The sequence below is a fragment of the Photobacterium phosphoreum genome (assembly GCF_002954725.1).
Taxonomy (GTDB): domain Bacteria; phylum Pseudomonadota; class Gammaproteobacteria; order Enterobacterales; family Vibrionaceae; genus Photobacterium; species Photobacterium phosphoreum.
Genome location: NZ_MSCQ01000001.1, coordinates 727,283 through 743,245, shown reverse-complemented (window position 1 = coordinate 743,245; position 15,963 = coordinate 727,283). Strand labels below are relative to the sequence as shown.

14 protein-coding genes are annotated in these 15,963 nt (G+C 39.7%); 3 read left to right on the top strand and 11 right to left on the bottom strand.

Annotated elements, in window-relative coordinates:
• Positions 1-52: 52 nt before the first annotated feature.
• The 5 genes from BTO21_RS03250 to BTO21_RS03230 all read right to left on the bottom strand — a co-directional run bounded on the left by BTO21_RS03250 (position 53) and on the right by BTO21_RS03230 (position 6,613).
• On the bottom strand, positions 53-463 hold the full coding sequence (locus BTO21_RS03250) for a PACE efflux transporter (protein ID WP_045026572.1): 411 nt from the start codon (positions 461-463) through the stop codon (positions 53-55).
• A gap of 166 nt (positions 464-629) precedes the next feature.
• A complete protein-coding gene (gene fabV, locus BTO21_RS03245; RefSeq protein WP_045026574.1) occupies positions 630-1,832 on the bottom strand; it encodes an enoyl-ACP reductase FabV in 1,203 nt (400 codons plus the stop codon).
• Positions 1,833-2,020: 188 nt separating this feature from the next.
• Positions 2,021-4,297, bottom strand: a complete 2,277-nt coding sequence (locus BTO21_RS03240; RefSeq protein WP_045026575.1) for an acyl-CoA dehydrogenase — start codon at positions 4,295-4,297, stop codon at positions 2,021-2,023.
• 44 nt (positions 4,298-4,341) lie between these two features.
• The gene (gene psrA / locus BTO21_RS03235) at positions 4,342-5,007 is read right to left on the bottom strand and encodes a TetR family transcriptional repressor PsrA (protein ID WP_045026577.1); all 666 of its coding nucleotides are present in this window, start codon (positions 5,005-5,007) and stop codon (positions 4,342-4,344) included.
• Between the two features lie 778 nt (positions 5,008-5,785).
• Complete coding sequence (locus BTO21_RS03230) at positions 5,786-6,613, bottom strand: NAD-dependent epimerase/dehydratase family protein (protein ID WP_045026579.1); 828 nt, start codon at positions 6,611-6,613, stop codon at positions 5,786-5,788.
• Between the two features lie 351 nt (positions 6,614-6,964).
• On the opposite strand from BTO21_RS03230, the gene BTO21_RS03225 reads away from it, so the two are divergent.
• Both BTO21_RS03225 and pyk read left to right on the top strand, forming a co-directional pair.
• Positions 6,965-7,822 (top strand): MurR/RpiR family transcriptional regulator, encoded by an 858-nt coding sequence (locus BTO21_RS03225; RefSeq protein WP_060996581.1) that lies wholly within the window; start codon positions 6,965-6,967, stop codon positions 7,820-7,822.
• Between the two features lie 211 nt (positions 7,823-8,033).
• Entirely contained in the window at positions 8,034-9,479 is a 1,446-nt protein-coding gene (gene pyk / locus BTO21_RS03220) for a pyruvate kinase (RefSeq protein ID WP_045026580.1), read from the top strand.
• A gap of 99 nt (positions 9,480-9,578) precedes the next feature.
• Here the strand turns inward: pyk and rimJ are convergent, their stop codons facing one another.
• Positions 9,579-10,163: a ribosomal protein S5-alanine N-acetyltransferase gene (gene rimJ / locus BTO21_RS03215; protein WP_065195722.1), complete on the bottom strand. Its 585-nt coding sequence runs from the start codon at positions 10,161-10,163 to the stop codon at positions 9,579-9,581.
• 163 nt (positions 10,164-10,326) lie between these two features.
• On the opposite strand from rimJ, the gene BTO21_RS03210 reads away from it, so the two are divergent.
• Positions 10,327-10,821 (top strand): methylated-DNA--[protein]-cysteine S-methyltransferase, encoded by a 495-nt coding sequence (locus BTO21_RS03210; protein WP_045026582.1) that lies wholly within the window; start codon positions 10,327-10,329, stop codon positions 10,819-10,821.
• An 81-nt stretch (positions 10,822-10,902) separates the two neighbouring features.
• On the opposite strand, the gene tyrR is transcribed toward BTO21_RS03210, so the two are convergent.
• From tyrR to pspB, 5 genes are all read right to left on the bottom strand, one after another.
• Positions 10,903-12,441, bottom strand: a complete 1,539-nt coding sequence (tyrR, locus tag BTO21_RS03205) for a transcriptional regulator TyrR (protein ID WP_045026584.1) — start codon at positions 12,439-12,441, stop codon at positions 10,903-10,905.
• A 307-nt stretch (positions 12,442-12,748) separates the two neighbouring features.
• A complete protein-coding gene (locus tag BTO21_RS03200; protein WP_045026586.1) occupies positions 12,749-13,780 on the bottom strand; it encodes a YcjF family protein in 1,032 nt (343 codons plus the stop codon).
• Entirely contained in the window at positions 13,777-15,174 is a 1,398-nt protein-coding gene (locus tag BTO21_RS03195) for a YcjX family GTP-binding protein (protein WP_045026587.1), read from the bottom strand. Before BTO21_RS03195 ends, BTO21_RS03200 begins: the two co-directional genes overlap by 4 nt.
• Before the next feature lie 138 nt (positions 15,175-15,312).
• On the bottom strand, positions 15,313-15,699 hold the full coding sequence (gene pspC, locus BTO21_RS03190; RefSeq protein ID WP_045026589.1) for an envelope stress response membrane protein PspC: 387 nt from the start codon (positions 15,697-15,699) through the stop codon (positions 15,313-15,315).
• Positions 15,699-15,926: an envelope stress response membrane protein PspB gene (pspB, locus tag BTO21_RS03185; protein ID WP_045026590.1), complete on the bottom strand. Its 228-nt coding sequence runs from the start codon at positions 15,924-15,926 to the stop codon at positions 15,699-15,701. Before pspB ends, pspC begins: the two co-directional genes overlap by 1 nt.
• Positions 15,927-15,963 lie beyond the last annotated feature (37 nt).

Sequence of the window (15,963 nt, the reverse complement as noted above, 5' to 3'; positions counted from 1 at the left end):
TTATAAGCCAGCACCTTTGTGCTGGCTTTTATACACATCACATGAAAGATCATTATGCATCAATAGGATAAATTCGATCATAAATCAGATTATACCCATAAGCATAAAATAAATAGAATATCACCATGCCGATATCTAACACTAACGCATGCCATAAACTGACATTAAGCACCCATGCTAAAGCAGGAATAGTAAAAATCAGTAGCCCAACCTCGAAACCTAAACTATGTATAATCCGCTGCAGCAACGTTTTTTGAGTTGCGTTGTATTTTTTATACATTAGCCTATCAAACCAGAGGTTATATAAATAATTCCATACGGTTGCTACGATAGAAAAAAACACACCAACAACACCGACATGCCCAATCTCAAACCCAAATTGACTTAAAATACCGACCATCAATATTAAGCCAATAATTTCAAAACCAATAGCATGGCGAATACGATCAAACGTTGTTCTCATAGTAAATACTCTTTCATGATGACCAATAATATCTATCGCTAATATATCTGTAAGTCACCATAATAAAAGTCATTAACCATCCGATTAAGAGATATAAAAAAATAATAGATATAAAAAAACCGCCATCACTGACGGTTTATCTGATATTCATTTTCTGGTGTAGTTATTAGATATCTTCTACATCAAAATCAACGACAGTATTTACATCAGCATCGTAATCGATACCATCAATACCAAAGCCAAATAGCTTTAAGAACTCATCTTTGTATTGTTGGTAATCAGCCACATCATATAAGTTATCATTAGTTACTGTTGACCATAGGTCACGACAATGTTGTTGAATATCTTCTCGTAATTCCCAGTCATCTAAACGTAAACGATTTTCACCGTCAACCTCAGGTGCTGTGCCATCTTCTTTATAAAGACGTTGGCTAAACATACGTAGAATCTGCTCCATGCAGCCTTCATGTACGCCTTCTTCACGCATTTTTTTAAACACCATCGCAATGTACAATGGCATAACCGGAATGGCAGAACTTGCTTGAGTAACAACACTCTTCAGCACAGCAACATTGGCAGAACCACCGTTTGCACTTAGCTTAGTGTTTAGCTCTTTTGCTGCACGATCTAGGTCCATTTTTGCTTGACCTAGTGCACCATGCCAGTAAATAGGCCATGTTAGTTCAGTACCAATATAGCTATAAGCAACGGTCTTACAACCATCAGCAAGCACACCGGCTTCTGCCAACGCATCAATCCATAATTCCCAGTCTTGACCGCCCATAACCGTAACAGTATCAGCAATTTCTTGCTCTGTTGCTGGCTCAATACTGGTTTCAATTAATACGTTTTTATTAGTATCAACAGCTGTTGTTGTGTACGTTTCGCCCATCGGCTTTAGGCATGAACGAATCACTTCACCTGTCTGTGGCAATTTACGCACTGGTGATGCCAATGAGTAAATAACCATATCAATTTGACCAAGATCTTGCTTAATCAAATCAATTGTTTTTTGTTTGGCTTCGTTAGAGAAAGCATCACCATTTAGACTTTTTGAGTAAAGACCTTCTGCTTTAGCAAACTTGTCAAATGCTGCTGAGTTATACCAACCTGCAGTACCTGGTTTTTTCTCTGTACCTGGCTTTTCAAAGAAAACACCAATTGTGGCAGCGCCACCGCCGAATGCAGCGGCAATACGTGATGACAGGCCGTAGCCACTAGATGAACCAACAACCAATACACGTTTAGGTGCATTTGCAATTGGGCCTTGTGCTTTAGTGTAAGCGATTTGTTGCTTTACGTTGTCTTCACAACCAACAGGGTGCGTTGTTGTACAAATAAATCCACGAGTTTTAGGTTTGATGATCATCTTCAGCTTCCCTTACATAATTGTGAATAGGATAAAAGGTTAATGACAGATACGCATTAAATTTATGCCATAAATGAACAAAAATCACAGTGGTTGGAGGTGTTACCCTAAATTTTGGTCAAAAAAAGTGCCACGTATTTACGTGGCACACGGGAGATTCCAGGTTTATATATCAAAGACTAAGTACCCTAAGCTGCCTTCCCTGGTAGCAAACTTACTTGTTTAAAATGGTTAGCACAGAAATGATCAACTTGAATCGCTTTCTGCCTTAGTTGCTCAGCATTTTCTATTTTTTTACGCTCATCTTCTGTGATCACACCCGCATCCAACGCTAACTGTAATTTCTTAATCAATGACGCTTCGCGTGGGATCTCACCATTACGTGTTGCTTGCATCAATTTACGCTCTAAAGGTTTGACCTCATGCAAGGCTATAAAAGCACGTTCCATTATTGCCACCGGATCATCGTCTTTATTACCGACGTAACATAAATGCGTTAATCGTTCTCTAGCAACACCAGGGCTCATGAGTAAAGCAGCAATACTAAGGCTGACTTCATCTTTTGGAGCGGAATAATGTATTCCCAACGGAAAAGTAAGTAAACGTAATGTGCGACCGACGCCTTTACGGGGAAAGTTACTAAAGACTCCTTCAAACGCAACCCCACATTGGTATAAACAATACTGCAACGCATAATGTACCATCGGTAAATCTTGCTGTTGGCGGCCATCATCTTCAAACCGTTTCAAGGTCGCAGAAGCTAGATACAAGTGACTTAGCACATCACCTAAACGTGCCGATAGTAATTCTCGACGTTTTAACTCACCGCCTAAACTCAGCATAGATACATCAGCACAAACGGCAAGCGCTTTTGACATCCGCGCTAAATGGCGATAATAATCACGGGTATCGCCACTCACAGGTACACGATTAAAACATGATCCACTGACTGCATTAAGCAATGATTTAGCTATATTTCCTGCCGCAAAACCAATGTGTTGCATTAATAATTTATCAAAATCGTTAGCGCCTTGAGATTCATTCGGGTTCGCCGCCGCAGCCATTTCATCAAGAACATAAGGATGACAACGAGTCGCGCCTTGACCAAAGATCATTAAATTCCGAGTAAGAATATTAGCGCCTTCAACCGTTATCGCGACAGGCATACCGAAATAGTGATGACCCAAATAATTCATTGGTCCCAGTTGAATCCCACGCCCCGCATGCACGTCCATGGCATCATTTAGTACTGTTCGTGACATTTCAGTCATATGGTATTTAGCAATTGCAGTCACAATCCCTGGTGTTTGCCCGGTATCTAATGCGGTAGTCGTCAATGTTCGTGTCGCTTCTAGCATATAAGTAAAACCACCAATGCGTCCTAAAGCTTGTGCAACACCTTCAAAATTACCGATGGGCATACCAAATTGCTTACGAACAACCGCATAAGCGCCGGTTGTTTTTGCCGCTAGATGTCCAATTGCCGTACCTAAAGCGGGTAAGGAGATACCTCGCCCAGCAGATAAACACTCCACCAGCATTCGCCAACCTTTACCAGCATAATCTTGGCCACCAATGATCCAATCTAATGGTATAAAGACATGATGACCACGAGTGGGACCATTCATAAATGCCATATTAAGAGGATCATGACGCTCACCAATTTCAACCCCAACATGATCCGTTGGAATTAATGCACAAGTAATACCGAGATCGACTTTATCCCCCAGTAATCCCTGCGGATCTTTCATTTTAAATGCTAGCCCAAGTACCGTTGCGACAGGAGCCAGCGTAATATAACGTTTATTCCACGTTAAATTTAATCCTAAAACATGTTCACCGTTATATTCGCCATAACACACAACACCTTCATCAGGTATTCCGCCAGCATCAGATCCTGCTTCAGGTCCTGTTAAAGCAAAACACGGAATATCATCACCCTTTGCTAATCGAGGTAGCCAATATTCTTTTTGTTGTTGTGTTCCATAATGGGTCAGTAACTCACCAGGGCCAAGTGAATTAGGTACCATCACACAAACAGCGGCACTTAAACTTCGGGTCGCTATTTGCGCCACAATCGTAGAGTTAGCATGCGCTGAAAAATCAAGTCCGCCATATTGTTTACTGATAATTAATGCAAAGAACTTTTCACGGCGCAGAAATTGCCAAACTTCCTCTGGCAAATCTTTTTGTTGCTGCACAATGTTAAAATCATTTAACATTGATAATAATGTTTGCAACTTAGTCTCAATAAATCGTTGCTCTTCATCACTCAAACTTGGTTTAGGATAGTTAAGTAATGTTTGCCACTGTGGATCACCACTGAATAATTCGCCATCCCACCATACACTGCCCGCTTCCATTGCTTCTTTTTCAGTGTTTGATAACGGCGGTAATACTTTCTTAAACAGTTTGAAAGCAGGATCACTCAAATAACGTTTACGCATGGTTGCTAACGAACTCATAATGCATATCCTTTTTGTGATTCAATGACGAATATCGGTGACTTTTAAACAGTATTGCTCACTACTAACCCCTGATTAAGTGCTATCGGTGCTGTAACACCAGCAGCAAGATAAGGTACTAAACGATTGATTAAATCTTCTGTCTGGATTTGAGTTGTAAAGTCGTTTACTGCAATGTCACATAGTGCAGTACTTGAAGCCATGGTAAATACGGATGCCCCCAGAGTAAAATGTAACCGCCAAAATAAAGTTTCAGGATCTAAACAAGGATAAGCACGACGTACAGCACCCACAAATAATTGAATAACATCATCGTAATGTGTCGTTATAAACCACCGTAAATGTCCTTGAACATCAGTATAACCACGCCCAATTAATGACATGAAAATAGTAGTGCCATTATTTTTAAAACTATTCAATCTCAATAGTGGCCGTTTAGTACATAAAAACACATCATTCATATCAAACTCATCACGCTGGTGTAAGGTAACTAATTCATTTTTAAATATCGGCATGAATTGTTCAAGATAACGGCTTAATACGGCACGAATCAGCCCTTTCTTATCGCCATAGTGATAATTGACTGCCGCTAGATTAGCACCTGCCGCAGTGGTAATCGCACGTAAAGATGTATCTTTAAAACCACGCTCAGCAAACAACAACTCAGCAGCATCCAGTATTCGATTTTTAGTCGTTTCTTGTCCTGCCATATCAATCATCCAATTTAAACGCTTGTTTAAATATTACACAAAATCAACATATTTAACAATTAAACCACATCACAGAACGTAATTTTTAACGCTATAATAGAATGAAATACAATTAAACCCTTTAAAATCAGTGGTGAGTAATTAAATGCTGCTACATATAAGATGGCAAGGAACCAATCGTATAAATAAATGTCTTATTGATACCACTGCTTTTTTTAGAAGTTTTTACTTCAATACCCGTTAACATATATTTGTTGATGGGTTTTCTTTATCTACAGTGCCATTTATCAATACGAGATAATATTTTCAAATAAAATTATTTTTTTTGAACTTTCTCTGAAATAGTCACTCTTACTTATGTATTCAATTTGATAAATAGTTATTTTGCACAGCAACAATGCTTTTTATCAAAATGTTTAATTCACTACTGCTTTAAATCCTAATTGTATTTTTTTTGGATAATCTCCTTCCCGCTGACATTTATCAGCGGGATTTTTTTATCATCCAATTAGGCTATATCTCATATAGGTAGCATCAAAAAACCAATACACTCCCTAGCATGAAAAATAATTTCATCTTTTTTGAGATGATATTGAACTCTTTCAGCAACCCACAGTCTGATTATATAAGAATTGAGATTATTGGTTGTTTTACTGGCCGTCAAATAGACCAGTAATCTAAATTGCTACTACTGCTTTAACTCCTAATTGTAATTTTTTGTTTGCGCTGAAGCTCTTTGCTACAGCGCTTTTTTTTGCGTTTAATTTAGGGTAACAATCTATAATAGGTGGGGAGTCCCTTGCAATAAATCATCATGTATCATTGTAATACCTAATGCTGAAAGTGTTTGTTGTGCGTTTATCTGCTTGCCATTTACACCCTCGTTATCATCATTAAACTCAGGAAGTGGTAACTGTGATTTAATCGCCATTTCAGTATAATATTGCTCACGACTAGGGTGAGTACTCGCAGCAAGATGCATAATTGGCATCAAAGACTTCTGCGTAATAATGGCAGAGATAACACGAATACAATCGTCTAAATGCACTAAATTCACTGGTTGCTTACCCGCACTAAGCGTTTGACGTCCCGATAAAAACTTTACAGGGTGTCGTAACGGTCCAAATAACCCCGATAACCGTAACACGGTTAAATTATGCTGCCACTGTTGGCGTAGTAACTGTTCTAATTGATAATGCAACTTCCCAGAGACCGATTGTGGGCATACTCGCGTCGTTTCTAGCACCTCCCCTTCCAATGAGTCATACACAGAAGTGGTACTAATAAAAATAACCCGCTGACACCCTGATCTTTGTGCTGCCATCGATAACGACATCACATTTTCAATATGTTGTTGTGGATTAAGCTGCTTACGCCCCGGTGGAATCGCTATGACCAATACATCCGTTGTTAGAAATTGATCAATACTCGTATTAACCTCATCACTAAGCGGTAATGTTAATAAACACCCATTGATATCCTGCTGTTGTAATTTATTTACACCCGCAAATGTTGTTTTAGATCCCCAAACATCAATCGCTTGAGTTTTTAATGATAATGCTAACGGTAAGCCGAGCCACCCGCAGCCACAAATACTGACTTTCATTGATATTCCTTTTATTTACCGATAATAATTTTCGATTAAATCTGTAATTTTTTATAAAATATTAAAATAAAACAATAGTTATTTATTTCACAGCTTAAAATAAGTCTTTATTTATAAAACAAATCTCCACCTTTCGTAAAATAAAACAACAAAATCTAACATTATTTGTTTTATAAGTTTCAATTCTGAAATTAAAAAGTCGATCCCGATCAAAAACCAATAAAAACCACCTAAAAAACACCGTGAATCACTAGGATATGTTAATAGTTAAGTAGTATAGTTTCATTATATGGGCAACTTGTTGACAAGAATGCTACAAATGAAATTCAATAACGAAGTGCATAAATACCTATGAATACCATAGAAAAAATACAAAATAACTTAGAACACTTCAGCAAATCTGAACGTAAAGTAGCGGAAGTTATTATCGCCTCACCACAAACAGCCATTCATTCTAGTATTGCAACACTCGCAAAAATGGCCGATGTGAGTGAGCCTACCGTTAACCGTTTTTGTCGTCGACTTGATACTAAAGGTTTTCCCGACTTTAAATTACATTTAGCACAAAGTCTGGCTAACGGAACACCTTATGTAAATCGTAATGTTGAGGAAAATGATGGGCCAGATGCCTATACCGCCAAGATCTTTGAATCAACAATGGCGTGTTTAGATGTTGCTAAAAATAGCCTAGATCCAATGCAAATTAATCGTGCGGTTGATTTGCTCACCCAAGCTAAAAAAATATCCTTTTTTGGTTTAGGCGCTTCAGCATCAGTTGCCCATGATGCCCAAAATAAGTTCTTCCGATTTAATATTCCTATTGTTTGCTTTGACGATATTGTCATGCAACGTATGAGTGTTATTAATTGCAGTGATGGTGATGTTGTCGTTGTAATATCACACACCGGACGCACCAAAAGTCTAGTTGAAATAGCACAAATGGCCCGTGAAAATGGCGCAACGGTGATCGGCATTACCGCTAAACATTCACCATTAGAGCGCGAATGTTCATTATCAATTTGTCTTGATGTGCCTGAAGACACTGATATCTATATGCCAATGGCGAGCCGTGTAGTGCAAATGACGGTCATTGATGTTCTCGCAACCGGTTTCACATTACGCCGAGGATCAAGTTTCCGTGATAATTTAAAGCGTGTAAAAGATTCGCTGAAAGATTCACGGTTTTCTAAAGAGCGTTATTCTTTATAACGATGAGCGCTAAGCGAAAGAACAACAAGTGCTAAGCGAAGTTTCGGCTTCGCTATCACGATTAACCATGCACTTAGATTGCCCCCTCTCTTCTTCTTTATCCAACTTACTGAGTAGCATTCATTTTAGGATCTTATTTACATCAATATCTAACCCCGCTGTTTTGATTGATATTGATGAATAAACCGACTTATTTTACATGGAGCTTATAATGTCTGAACGACTAAGACGTACCAAAATTGTTACTACCCTCGGCCCTGCAACTGATCGTGATAATAATCTAGAGAAAATCATTGCCGCTGGTGCTAACGTGGTTCGCATGAACTTTTCCCATGGCAATGCTGAGGATCATATCCTGCGCACTAAACAAGTTCGTGAAATCGCAGCACGTTTAGGAAAACATGTCGCAATTTTAGGTGATCTTCAAGGCCCTAAAATTCGCGTTTCGACTTTTAAAGAAGGCAAAATCCAACTCAAAATTGGTGATAAATTCACCCTTGATAGTGATTTATCGAAAGGTGAAGGTCATCAAGATGCGGTTGGTATTGACTATAAAGAACTCCCCAATGATGTTATTGCAGGTGATGTTTTATTACTTGATGATGGTCGTGTACAACTTCAAGTTACCGCAGTAACAGGAAATAAAGTACATACTATTGTCACTGTTGCAGGTCCTTTATCAAACAATAAAGGCATTAATAAAAAAGGCGGCGGTTTATCAGCAGCAGCATTAACGGCAAAAGATAAAGCTGACATCATTACAGCAGCAGCAATGGGCGTTGATTACCTTGCGGTTTCTTTTCCCCGCAATGGCGAAGATATGCACTATGCCCGTCGACTTGCAACAGAGGCGGGATTAACAGCAAAATTAGTCGCCAAAGTAGAGCGAGCAGAAACCGTTGCAACGACAGAAGCGATGGATGATATTATTTTAGCTTCAGATGTAGTGATGGTTGCTCGTGGTGATTTAGGGGTTGAAATTGGCGATCCTGAATTGGTTGGCGTACAGAAAAAACTGATCCGTCGTGCTCGCAGTTTAGATCGTACCGTTATTACTGCGACTCAAATGATGGAGTCAATGATCACCAGTCCAATGCCAACCCGTGCTGAAGTTATGGACGTTGCCAATGCCGTGTTAGATGGCACTGACGCGGTGATGCTATCGGCAGAAACCGCAGCTGGTGATTTCCCGATTGAAACTGTCACTATTATGGCGAGTGTTTGTCTTGGTGCAGAAAAAGAGCCAAGTATTAATGTTTCCAATCATCGCTTAGATCATAAGTTTTCTAACCCAGAAGAAACTATTGCGATGGCAACGATGTATGCTGCTAATCACATGGTTGGTATCAAGGCCATTGTGGTAATGACGGAATCTGGTCGAACACCACGTCTGATGTCACGTATTTCATCAGGTTTGCCTATTTTTGCACTATCACGTAATAAGACCACGCTTAATCGTGCAGCTTTATTCCGTGGTGTTACACCTATTTTTTTTGACCGCGATAGCGATGCAGGCTTGGATGCTGCAAAACATGCGCTTTATGTGCTAAAAGACGCAGGCTATGTGCAAGCAGGAGATTTAACCATTATTACCCAAGGTGATAAAATGGATACCATTGGCTCAACGAACAATATGCGTATTTTAATGGTTGAGTAAACACGGTAACAATGGCGACAATATTCCAATATAAAAGGCTGAGCCTGTTTTAACGAACAAGAAACTCATGCTCAGCCTTTTTAATCGTCGTCATGCAATTTAACTGATGGGTAGTGACCAGTTTGGATTAATCAATGAGGTTAAAATATGATCCTGCCATTGGCCATTGATCAATAAATAATCTTTCGCTAACCCTTCATGCTCAAAGCCGACAGCCGTTAACACACTGCCACTTTTATTATTATGTGGCATATAGGCCGCCATAATGCGATGGAAATGTTTATCAATAAACATCCACTCAGTTACCGCCGTTAGCGCACGACGCATTACCGCTTGTCCTTGATGGTATTGATCTAAAGAGTATCCAACATGGCAAGCATAAAATGGCGACTTCACTAAATTACTGAAATTAATCACCCCAATAATATCGCCCGTTACACGGTGTTCAATAACAAAATAAAAAGCCATCTCATGACGATGTAACGTTGCAATTTGCTCTAAGCGCTGTTGCCAACCTGCTAAACTAAAAAAAGCTTCATGCCGTAATGGCTCCCACGGCGCAAGGAAATGACGATTACGCTGATAATATGCGGTGATTTTTTCCGCATCTTGCGCCTCAATCAAGCGAATTTTTATATCATCAAGTACAATAGTTGATGATCGATGTATAATTGAATGAAACAAGTGCTACTCCGACACGACAATGTTAATTGATATAACGCACATTTTGTGAGTTTACATGATAATGAAAGCAAGCCACATTCAATATTCGATATATTAGCATGCAGTTGTCTGTTACTCTTTGTCAGTCAATGTTATTAATTATTACGCCTTTAGTGAGTTATTGATGTATTACGATTGTATTGAAACAGAACTGGGGAACATTATGTTGCTGGCCGATCACCAAGGTCTTCGACAGTTATCGATCACGAGCCCCAGCTATAGCCCAAATGAAATATGGCAACATAATCCTGAGTTTATGGCCCCTTTCATTAAACAACTCAAAGAATACCTCACCGGCTCCCGGAAAAAATTCACCTTCCCCCTCGCGCCCCAAGGCACAATATTCCAACAACAAATTTGGCATGCTATTGCTGATGTTCCTTATGGTGAAACCGTCACCTATGAACAAATAGCAGCAAATATTGGTAATACAAAAGCAACTCAAGCCATTGGTATGGCAAAAAATGTCAATCCAATTCCAATTGTGATCCCTTGCCACCGAGTATTGAATAGCCATAACTCATTATGTGGTTATCGTTATGGCGAAGATATTGTAGCGTTATTATTAGCACTAGAATCAGGCGATACCATCTTGCTTGAAGCACATCAAAACGACTAATTCTAATCAATGAGCATTGCTGCTTATTATTAAATAAAGAGATAGCTATTATGGCTATCTCTTTTGTTTTAACGCCCACGATTAATTACGCTTACTCAACCCATATTCACGTAACTTATTCGCTACGGCTGTATGAGAAACCCCTAACCGTTTAGCAAGCTTACGGGTTGATGGATAGCTCTGATACAAATTCGACAAAATCCCTGATTCATAACGCTTCATGATTTCATCCAGTGATCCTGTCAAGGTTTCTTCGCTCATCACCGTACTCGATTCTTTTTCAGGTAACTGTACATCCGCCGACGTCATTTCAGCCCCTTCCACCTGTGTCATCGCGCGAAATAATACATTACGCAGCTGACGAATATTCCCCGGCCAAGCATATTGCTTAAGCGAGAATGCTAATTCTTCAGATAACTCAGGTTTAGGTTGATGTAGTTCTTGGGCAAATTGCGCTAAGAATAATTCAGCTAATGGCACTATATCAGCCGCACGCTCACGCAATGGCGGTACAACTAAGGCAAGTACATTGAGTCGATAATAAAGATCTTCACGAAATTCGCCTTCCGCAACTAACTCCGGTAACTTTTTCTGAGTCGAACAAATTACACGTACAGAGACTTTTATTTCCGCCTCTTCACCCACACGACGGAAAGTACCGTCTTGAAGAAAACGTAATAATTTAATCTGTAAGTGTTTTGACATTTCGCCAATTTCATACAAAAAAACCGTACCACCGGCTGCTTGTTCAAAAATACCTTTTTTAGCAGGTTCATTGGTGCTCTCTACACAACCAAAAAGCTCGGTTTCTGCAGCATTATCTGGCATAGAAATACAGTTAACCACAAGAAAAGGTTTATCTCGATGTACCGAGCGCTGATGACAAGCGCGCGCTAACATTTCTTTACCCGTTCCTGTTTCACCTTGTATAAGCAATGGTGCGTCTAATAATGCTAATTTCTTGGCTTGAGCTAATAAATGCTTAAATCGTGATGAATGACCAATCAAATGTTCAAAGCCGCTATCACCATTTATGGTGCGCATAACAACTGGCATTTTAGCCTCAGACAGTGATTTCAATAAAATTAACGCGCTTGCAAGCACTGGTTCTGGCGCTTCATCACTGACATAGACCGGCATGATATCCATTTGATAATCTAGCCCTGAAATAACAACAATTTCACTGTGTTTCTGTGCCTGATTTTTATCTAACCAACGCGTAAAGTTAAACCCGAGTAAAGTATAAATATTTTCACTGAATAAATTTTCACTGCGGTGCCCCATTAATTGTTCTGCCGCTTGATTAGCAAAATCCACTTTGCCACTTAAATTAATGGTAAAGAAAGGATCGGGTAAAGTTTGTAGTAAAGCAGAAAGCTCAGTATGTTCACGTTCACTGGGCATAAACTGAATTTTACGTACATCAGTGACACCATCCAGCTGACGTATCTGCGACATTAATTGACTAAACTGTTCAAATTCAACTTCAGGACAATTTAAATAGATGATACCAATACGATCAATTTCAATGCCACGCAGATCGATTTCTTGACTGGTTAAAATATCCAATAATTCACGGGTCATCCCCACTCTATCTTCGCAAAAGACCTGTAATCTCATCGTTTACACCTTCTTGTTATTCATCTTACGTGCATAATTAATTACAGCTATCCATTATGGCTAATCTTGAGCAATACTAATAATAATCAGAGTGTTAAGCTTTATCATTGAGAGGCTTAATCCACACGATTATAAGTGTTCGTAAATCTATACTGTCAACTATTCCTGACAGTTATGTCAGTGTGCGACTAACCCTTTAACGAGTCAAGCCACGAGATCGCATCTGCACCGATTAAATACAAAAATCCTTATCTTAAAAAAAAGAGAACCGAAGTTCTCTTTTTAATGCCATCAATTGATCCAGCGATTAGCTTTTATTCTTATTCCCTAATTGGCTCAATAAATCACGACGAATTTCACTTAGTTTTGGCTGCTCACCTTCCATCCATGGTAATGGACGCATCAGATTAATAGCTTTAAGCCCCAAGCGTCCAGTCAATAAACCAACCCCAACACCTTGTGCTACCCGGGTTGACATTCTGCCAGCAAGATCCATTGAAAGCATATCCATACCTAAATCAGCAACCACTTCAGATGCACCTGCAAATGCCATGTTCGCAAGCACTAATTTTACTAATTTAATCCGTGACCAATAACTGAGTTCAATACCATACACCGCAGAAATTTGCTCAATTAAGCGAAAATTACGCCAAGCGACTAACAACATATCAGCAACAGCTAACGGGCTCAATGCAACCATTAACGCAGCTTCACTTGAATATTTAGCGACTAACTGCCGTGCTAACTTATCTTGCTGACTCACGACCATCTGATCATAAAGTGCTAATACTTCTCGATCGTTATGCGTGGCTGCTAAAGCATGTAACCAACGATCATAGCCATGATTATCGGTTGGAATTTGGCTTAGTTTTGCTAATTTAACGCAAAAAGCTTTACCTGCGCCAATACCATCAGCGGCCAATAATAGCTGCGCTTGCTCACGTTCAGTCTGACGTTGTTTTAAACGGCGTAAATTAATAAACTCACGTCCTAGCGCACTGATACCCGCTACCGCAATACCCGCAACAATGGCACTCCATCCTAAGGATAGCCAATTACCCGTTTGATAAGCTGTTGTAACGTGATCCACGGTTTGCCAACCAACCATCGCAGCACCTGCCACTAACAGTCCTTTAAACCAACGATAACGACGTTTAGGTTTAGCGGCTAAAATTTGCTCTAAGGCTTGATCACTCTCAACGTTTACCGCCTCAACAGTATCTGGCAAAAAAGCACTTTGTTGTTCAAAGTTCATTTTAACCGTCAAGTCAGGCTGCTGTTGGCTTAATGGCTGTTCTGTCTCATCAAACACCATTTTGGCTTTTAAAGGCTCTGTCATTGCAATTTATCTCCCAGTAGATATTCCAATGCTTTATCCATTCGAATATGCGGTAGAGGTTCATCCATTTGCTGTGGTAATGGACGTAAATTAATAAAATCAAATCCCTTGTCATCCCAAAAATCTTGATTGGGTAGTCGTCGTGGAACATCACCGGGAAAGAACGTTTGTACGTTACCTACCATATCAGTACCACGCAATGCTGGCACTTGCTGGCCTTGGTAATTCACAAAACCAGGCTCACTGGCTTGAATTGATGCCAAACTCACACAATCCATGCTAATACCTTCAAACGACGCAGTTTGCCACGCTTCATTAACAAGCTGCTGCAATAATCCAACTAAATTAGGATGCTGCTCTGGCGTAATATGATCGGCTTTTGTTGCCGCAAACAATACCTTATCAATACACGGGGCGAATAATCGTCGCAACATAGAACTGCGACCATATTTAAAACTTTGCATCAATTGATCTAACGCTTGACGCATATCATTAAAGGATTCATAACCCGCATTCAACGGCTGTAAGCAATCAACTAATACAATTTGTCGATCAAACTTAGAGAAATGATCATTATAAAAAGCCTTTACAACATGCTGCTGGTAATACTTATAGCGTTGTTTAAGCATTCCAAAGTTACTGTCATCGGTCGCTGTGGCTAATTGTTGCTCGGTATATTTATTGGTCCATATCATCGGGAAGAACTGTAATACAGGTGCGCCTGCTAATTCTCCCGGCAACACAAATCGCCCCGGCTGCACCCAATGTAAGCCACCTTCGGCCTTGCATTGATGTAGATAATCTGTAAACGCGGCGGCAATCGCTTCAATTAAGGTTTCATCAGCAGGGGCAAAAGGATCAAATTGCTCCCCCATTGCTAACCATGATTGTGCTAATGCTAACCGTTGACCTTTTAATGCTTGTGCTTGTTGCTTTGACCAACTAATAAAATCAAGATCAAGCAAAGGTAAATCTAATAGCCACTCACCAGGATAATCAATAATATCGAGATACAGGGTGGCAGTATCTTGAAATAATTTAAGTGGCCCTTTTTGTGGTTTAAAACGCAATGCAAGCCGAGTTTGGCTAACATCACTGGTTGGCTGAGGCCATGTTGGTGGCGATGATAACAATGCATTCATACCGTCATCGTAACCAAACTTAGGTACATGCATATCCAGCTGAGGCACTCTTTTAGAGCCTAATAAATAGCCATCTCTCACCGCTGAAAACATTGGTAAACGAGGGTTAGTACTTACATGTAACAATTGATTGATCAGTGACGTAATAAAGGCCGTTTTTCCTGCGCGAGATAAACCTGTTACCGCAAGACGCACGTGGCGATCAAGGCTACGGTTAACCCATTTATTCACTTCATTACTCATTCGATTCATTACGCTTCCCTATTCATCTATACGGTCTTATAACTGACCATAAAAAAGCAGGCCTGAATACATCAGTACCTGCTTCATATTGATATTATTTATAGACTTAATCTAGATAAATAACATCAAGCACTGTCGATATGTGCATTAAAGTTTATTAAATTCACGATCAACTTTAAAGGCAGATGAGGTTACATAAGCTTCCATTTTTTGAATACTGACTTCACTACGTGCGAGTTCCGTTTCAACATTATCCAAAATCTGTTTTGCTGATTGCCCTGTTTGCCATGGTTTTTGCTTTACATTATGTTCAGTATACTGATGCTGTTGCTCTTTTCGCTGTGGTGGCATTTTATCTAAAATTAACCAAGCAGCAATATAAGCCACTGTCGCAAAGAAACCGACGCCTAATAAAAAAGCTGTCACGGCTAAAATACGCATTAACCAGATTTCAACACCAAAATATTCCGCTAAACCTGCACAAACACCACCTAACTTACCGTTTTTAGGATCACGATATAATGTTTTACGCATTATTTCTGTCTCCATTGTGGCGCTTCAGCATCTAAAATTCGCTCCAGCGTAACAATCCGCTCTTGCATCACCTCTGCGCGTGCCACTAAGGTTTCTAATTTTTGATGATCCTCACCTGATAATCCCTCACCTGATTTACGCTTACTGCGGTAATGAAGAATTAACCACAATGGTGCGACAACGATCATAAACACCACTAACGGAACACTAATAAAACCCATCGACATTTGTTGTTCTCCTTTCACGCAGGGGTAATAGCACTAT

Bases quoted from the DNA above. Each gene is read 5' to 3' on its own strand.
- BTO21_RS03250 (WP_045026572.1), bottom strand. From the start codon at position 463: ATGAGAACAACGTTTGATCGTATTCGCCATGCTATTGGTTTTGAAATT.
- fabV (WP_045026574.1), bottom strand. From the start codon at position 1,832: ATGATCATCAAACCTAAAACTCGTGGATTTATTTGTACAACAACGCAC.
- BTO21_RS03240 (WP_045026575.1), bottom strand. From the start codon at position 4,297: ATGAGTTCGTTAGCAACCATGCGTAAACGTTATTTGAGTGATCCTGCT.
- psrA (WP_045026577.1), bottom strand. From the start codon at position 5,007: ATGGCAGGACAAGAAACGACTAAAAATCGAATACTGGATGCTGCTGAG.
- BTO21_RS03230 (WP_045026579.1), bottom strand. From the start codon at position 6,613: ATGAAAGTCAGTATTTGTGGCTGCGGGTGGCTCGGCTTACCGTTAGCA.
- BTO21_RS03225 (WP_060996581.1), top strand. From the start codon at position 6,965: ATGAATACCATAGAAAAAATACAAAATAACTTAGAACACTTCAGCAAA.
- pyk (WP_045026580.1), top strand. From the start codon at position 8,034: ATGTCTGAACGACTAAGACGTACCAAAATTGTTACTACCCTCGGCCCT.
- BTO21_RS03210 (WP_045026582.1), top strand. From the start codon at position 10,327: ATGTATTACGATTGTATTGAAACAGAACTGGGGAACATTATGTTGCTG.
- tyrR (WP_045026584.1), bottom strand. From the start codon at position 12,441: ATGAGATTACAGGTCTTTTGCGAAGATAGAGTGGGGATGACCCGTGAA.
- BTO21_RS03200 (WP_045026586.1), bottom strand. From the start codon at position 13,780: ATGACAGAGCCTTTAAAAGCCAAAATGGTGTTTGATGAGACAGAACAG.
- BTO21_RS03195 (WP_045026587.1), bottom strand. From the start codon at position 15,174: ATGAATCGAATGAGTAATGAAGTGAATAAATGGGTTAACCGTAGCCTT.
- pspC (WP_045026589.1), bottom strand. From the start codon at position 15,699: ATGCGTAAAACATTATATCGTGATCCTAAAAACGGTAAGTTAGGTGGT.
- pspB (WP_045026590.1), bottom strand. From the start codon at position 15,926: ATGTCGATGGGTTTTATTAGTGTTCCGTTAGTGGTGTTTATGATCGTT.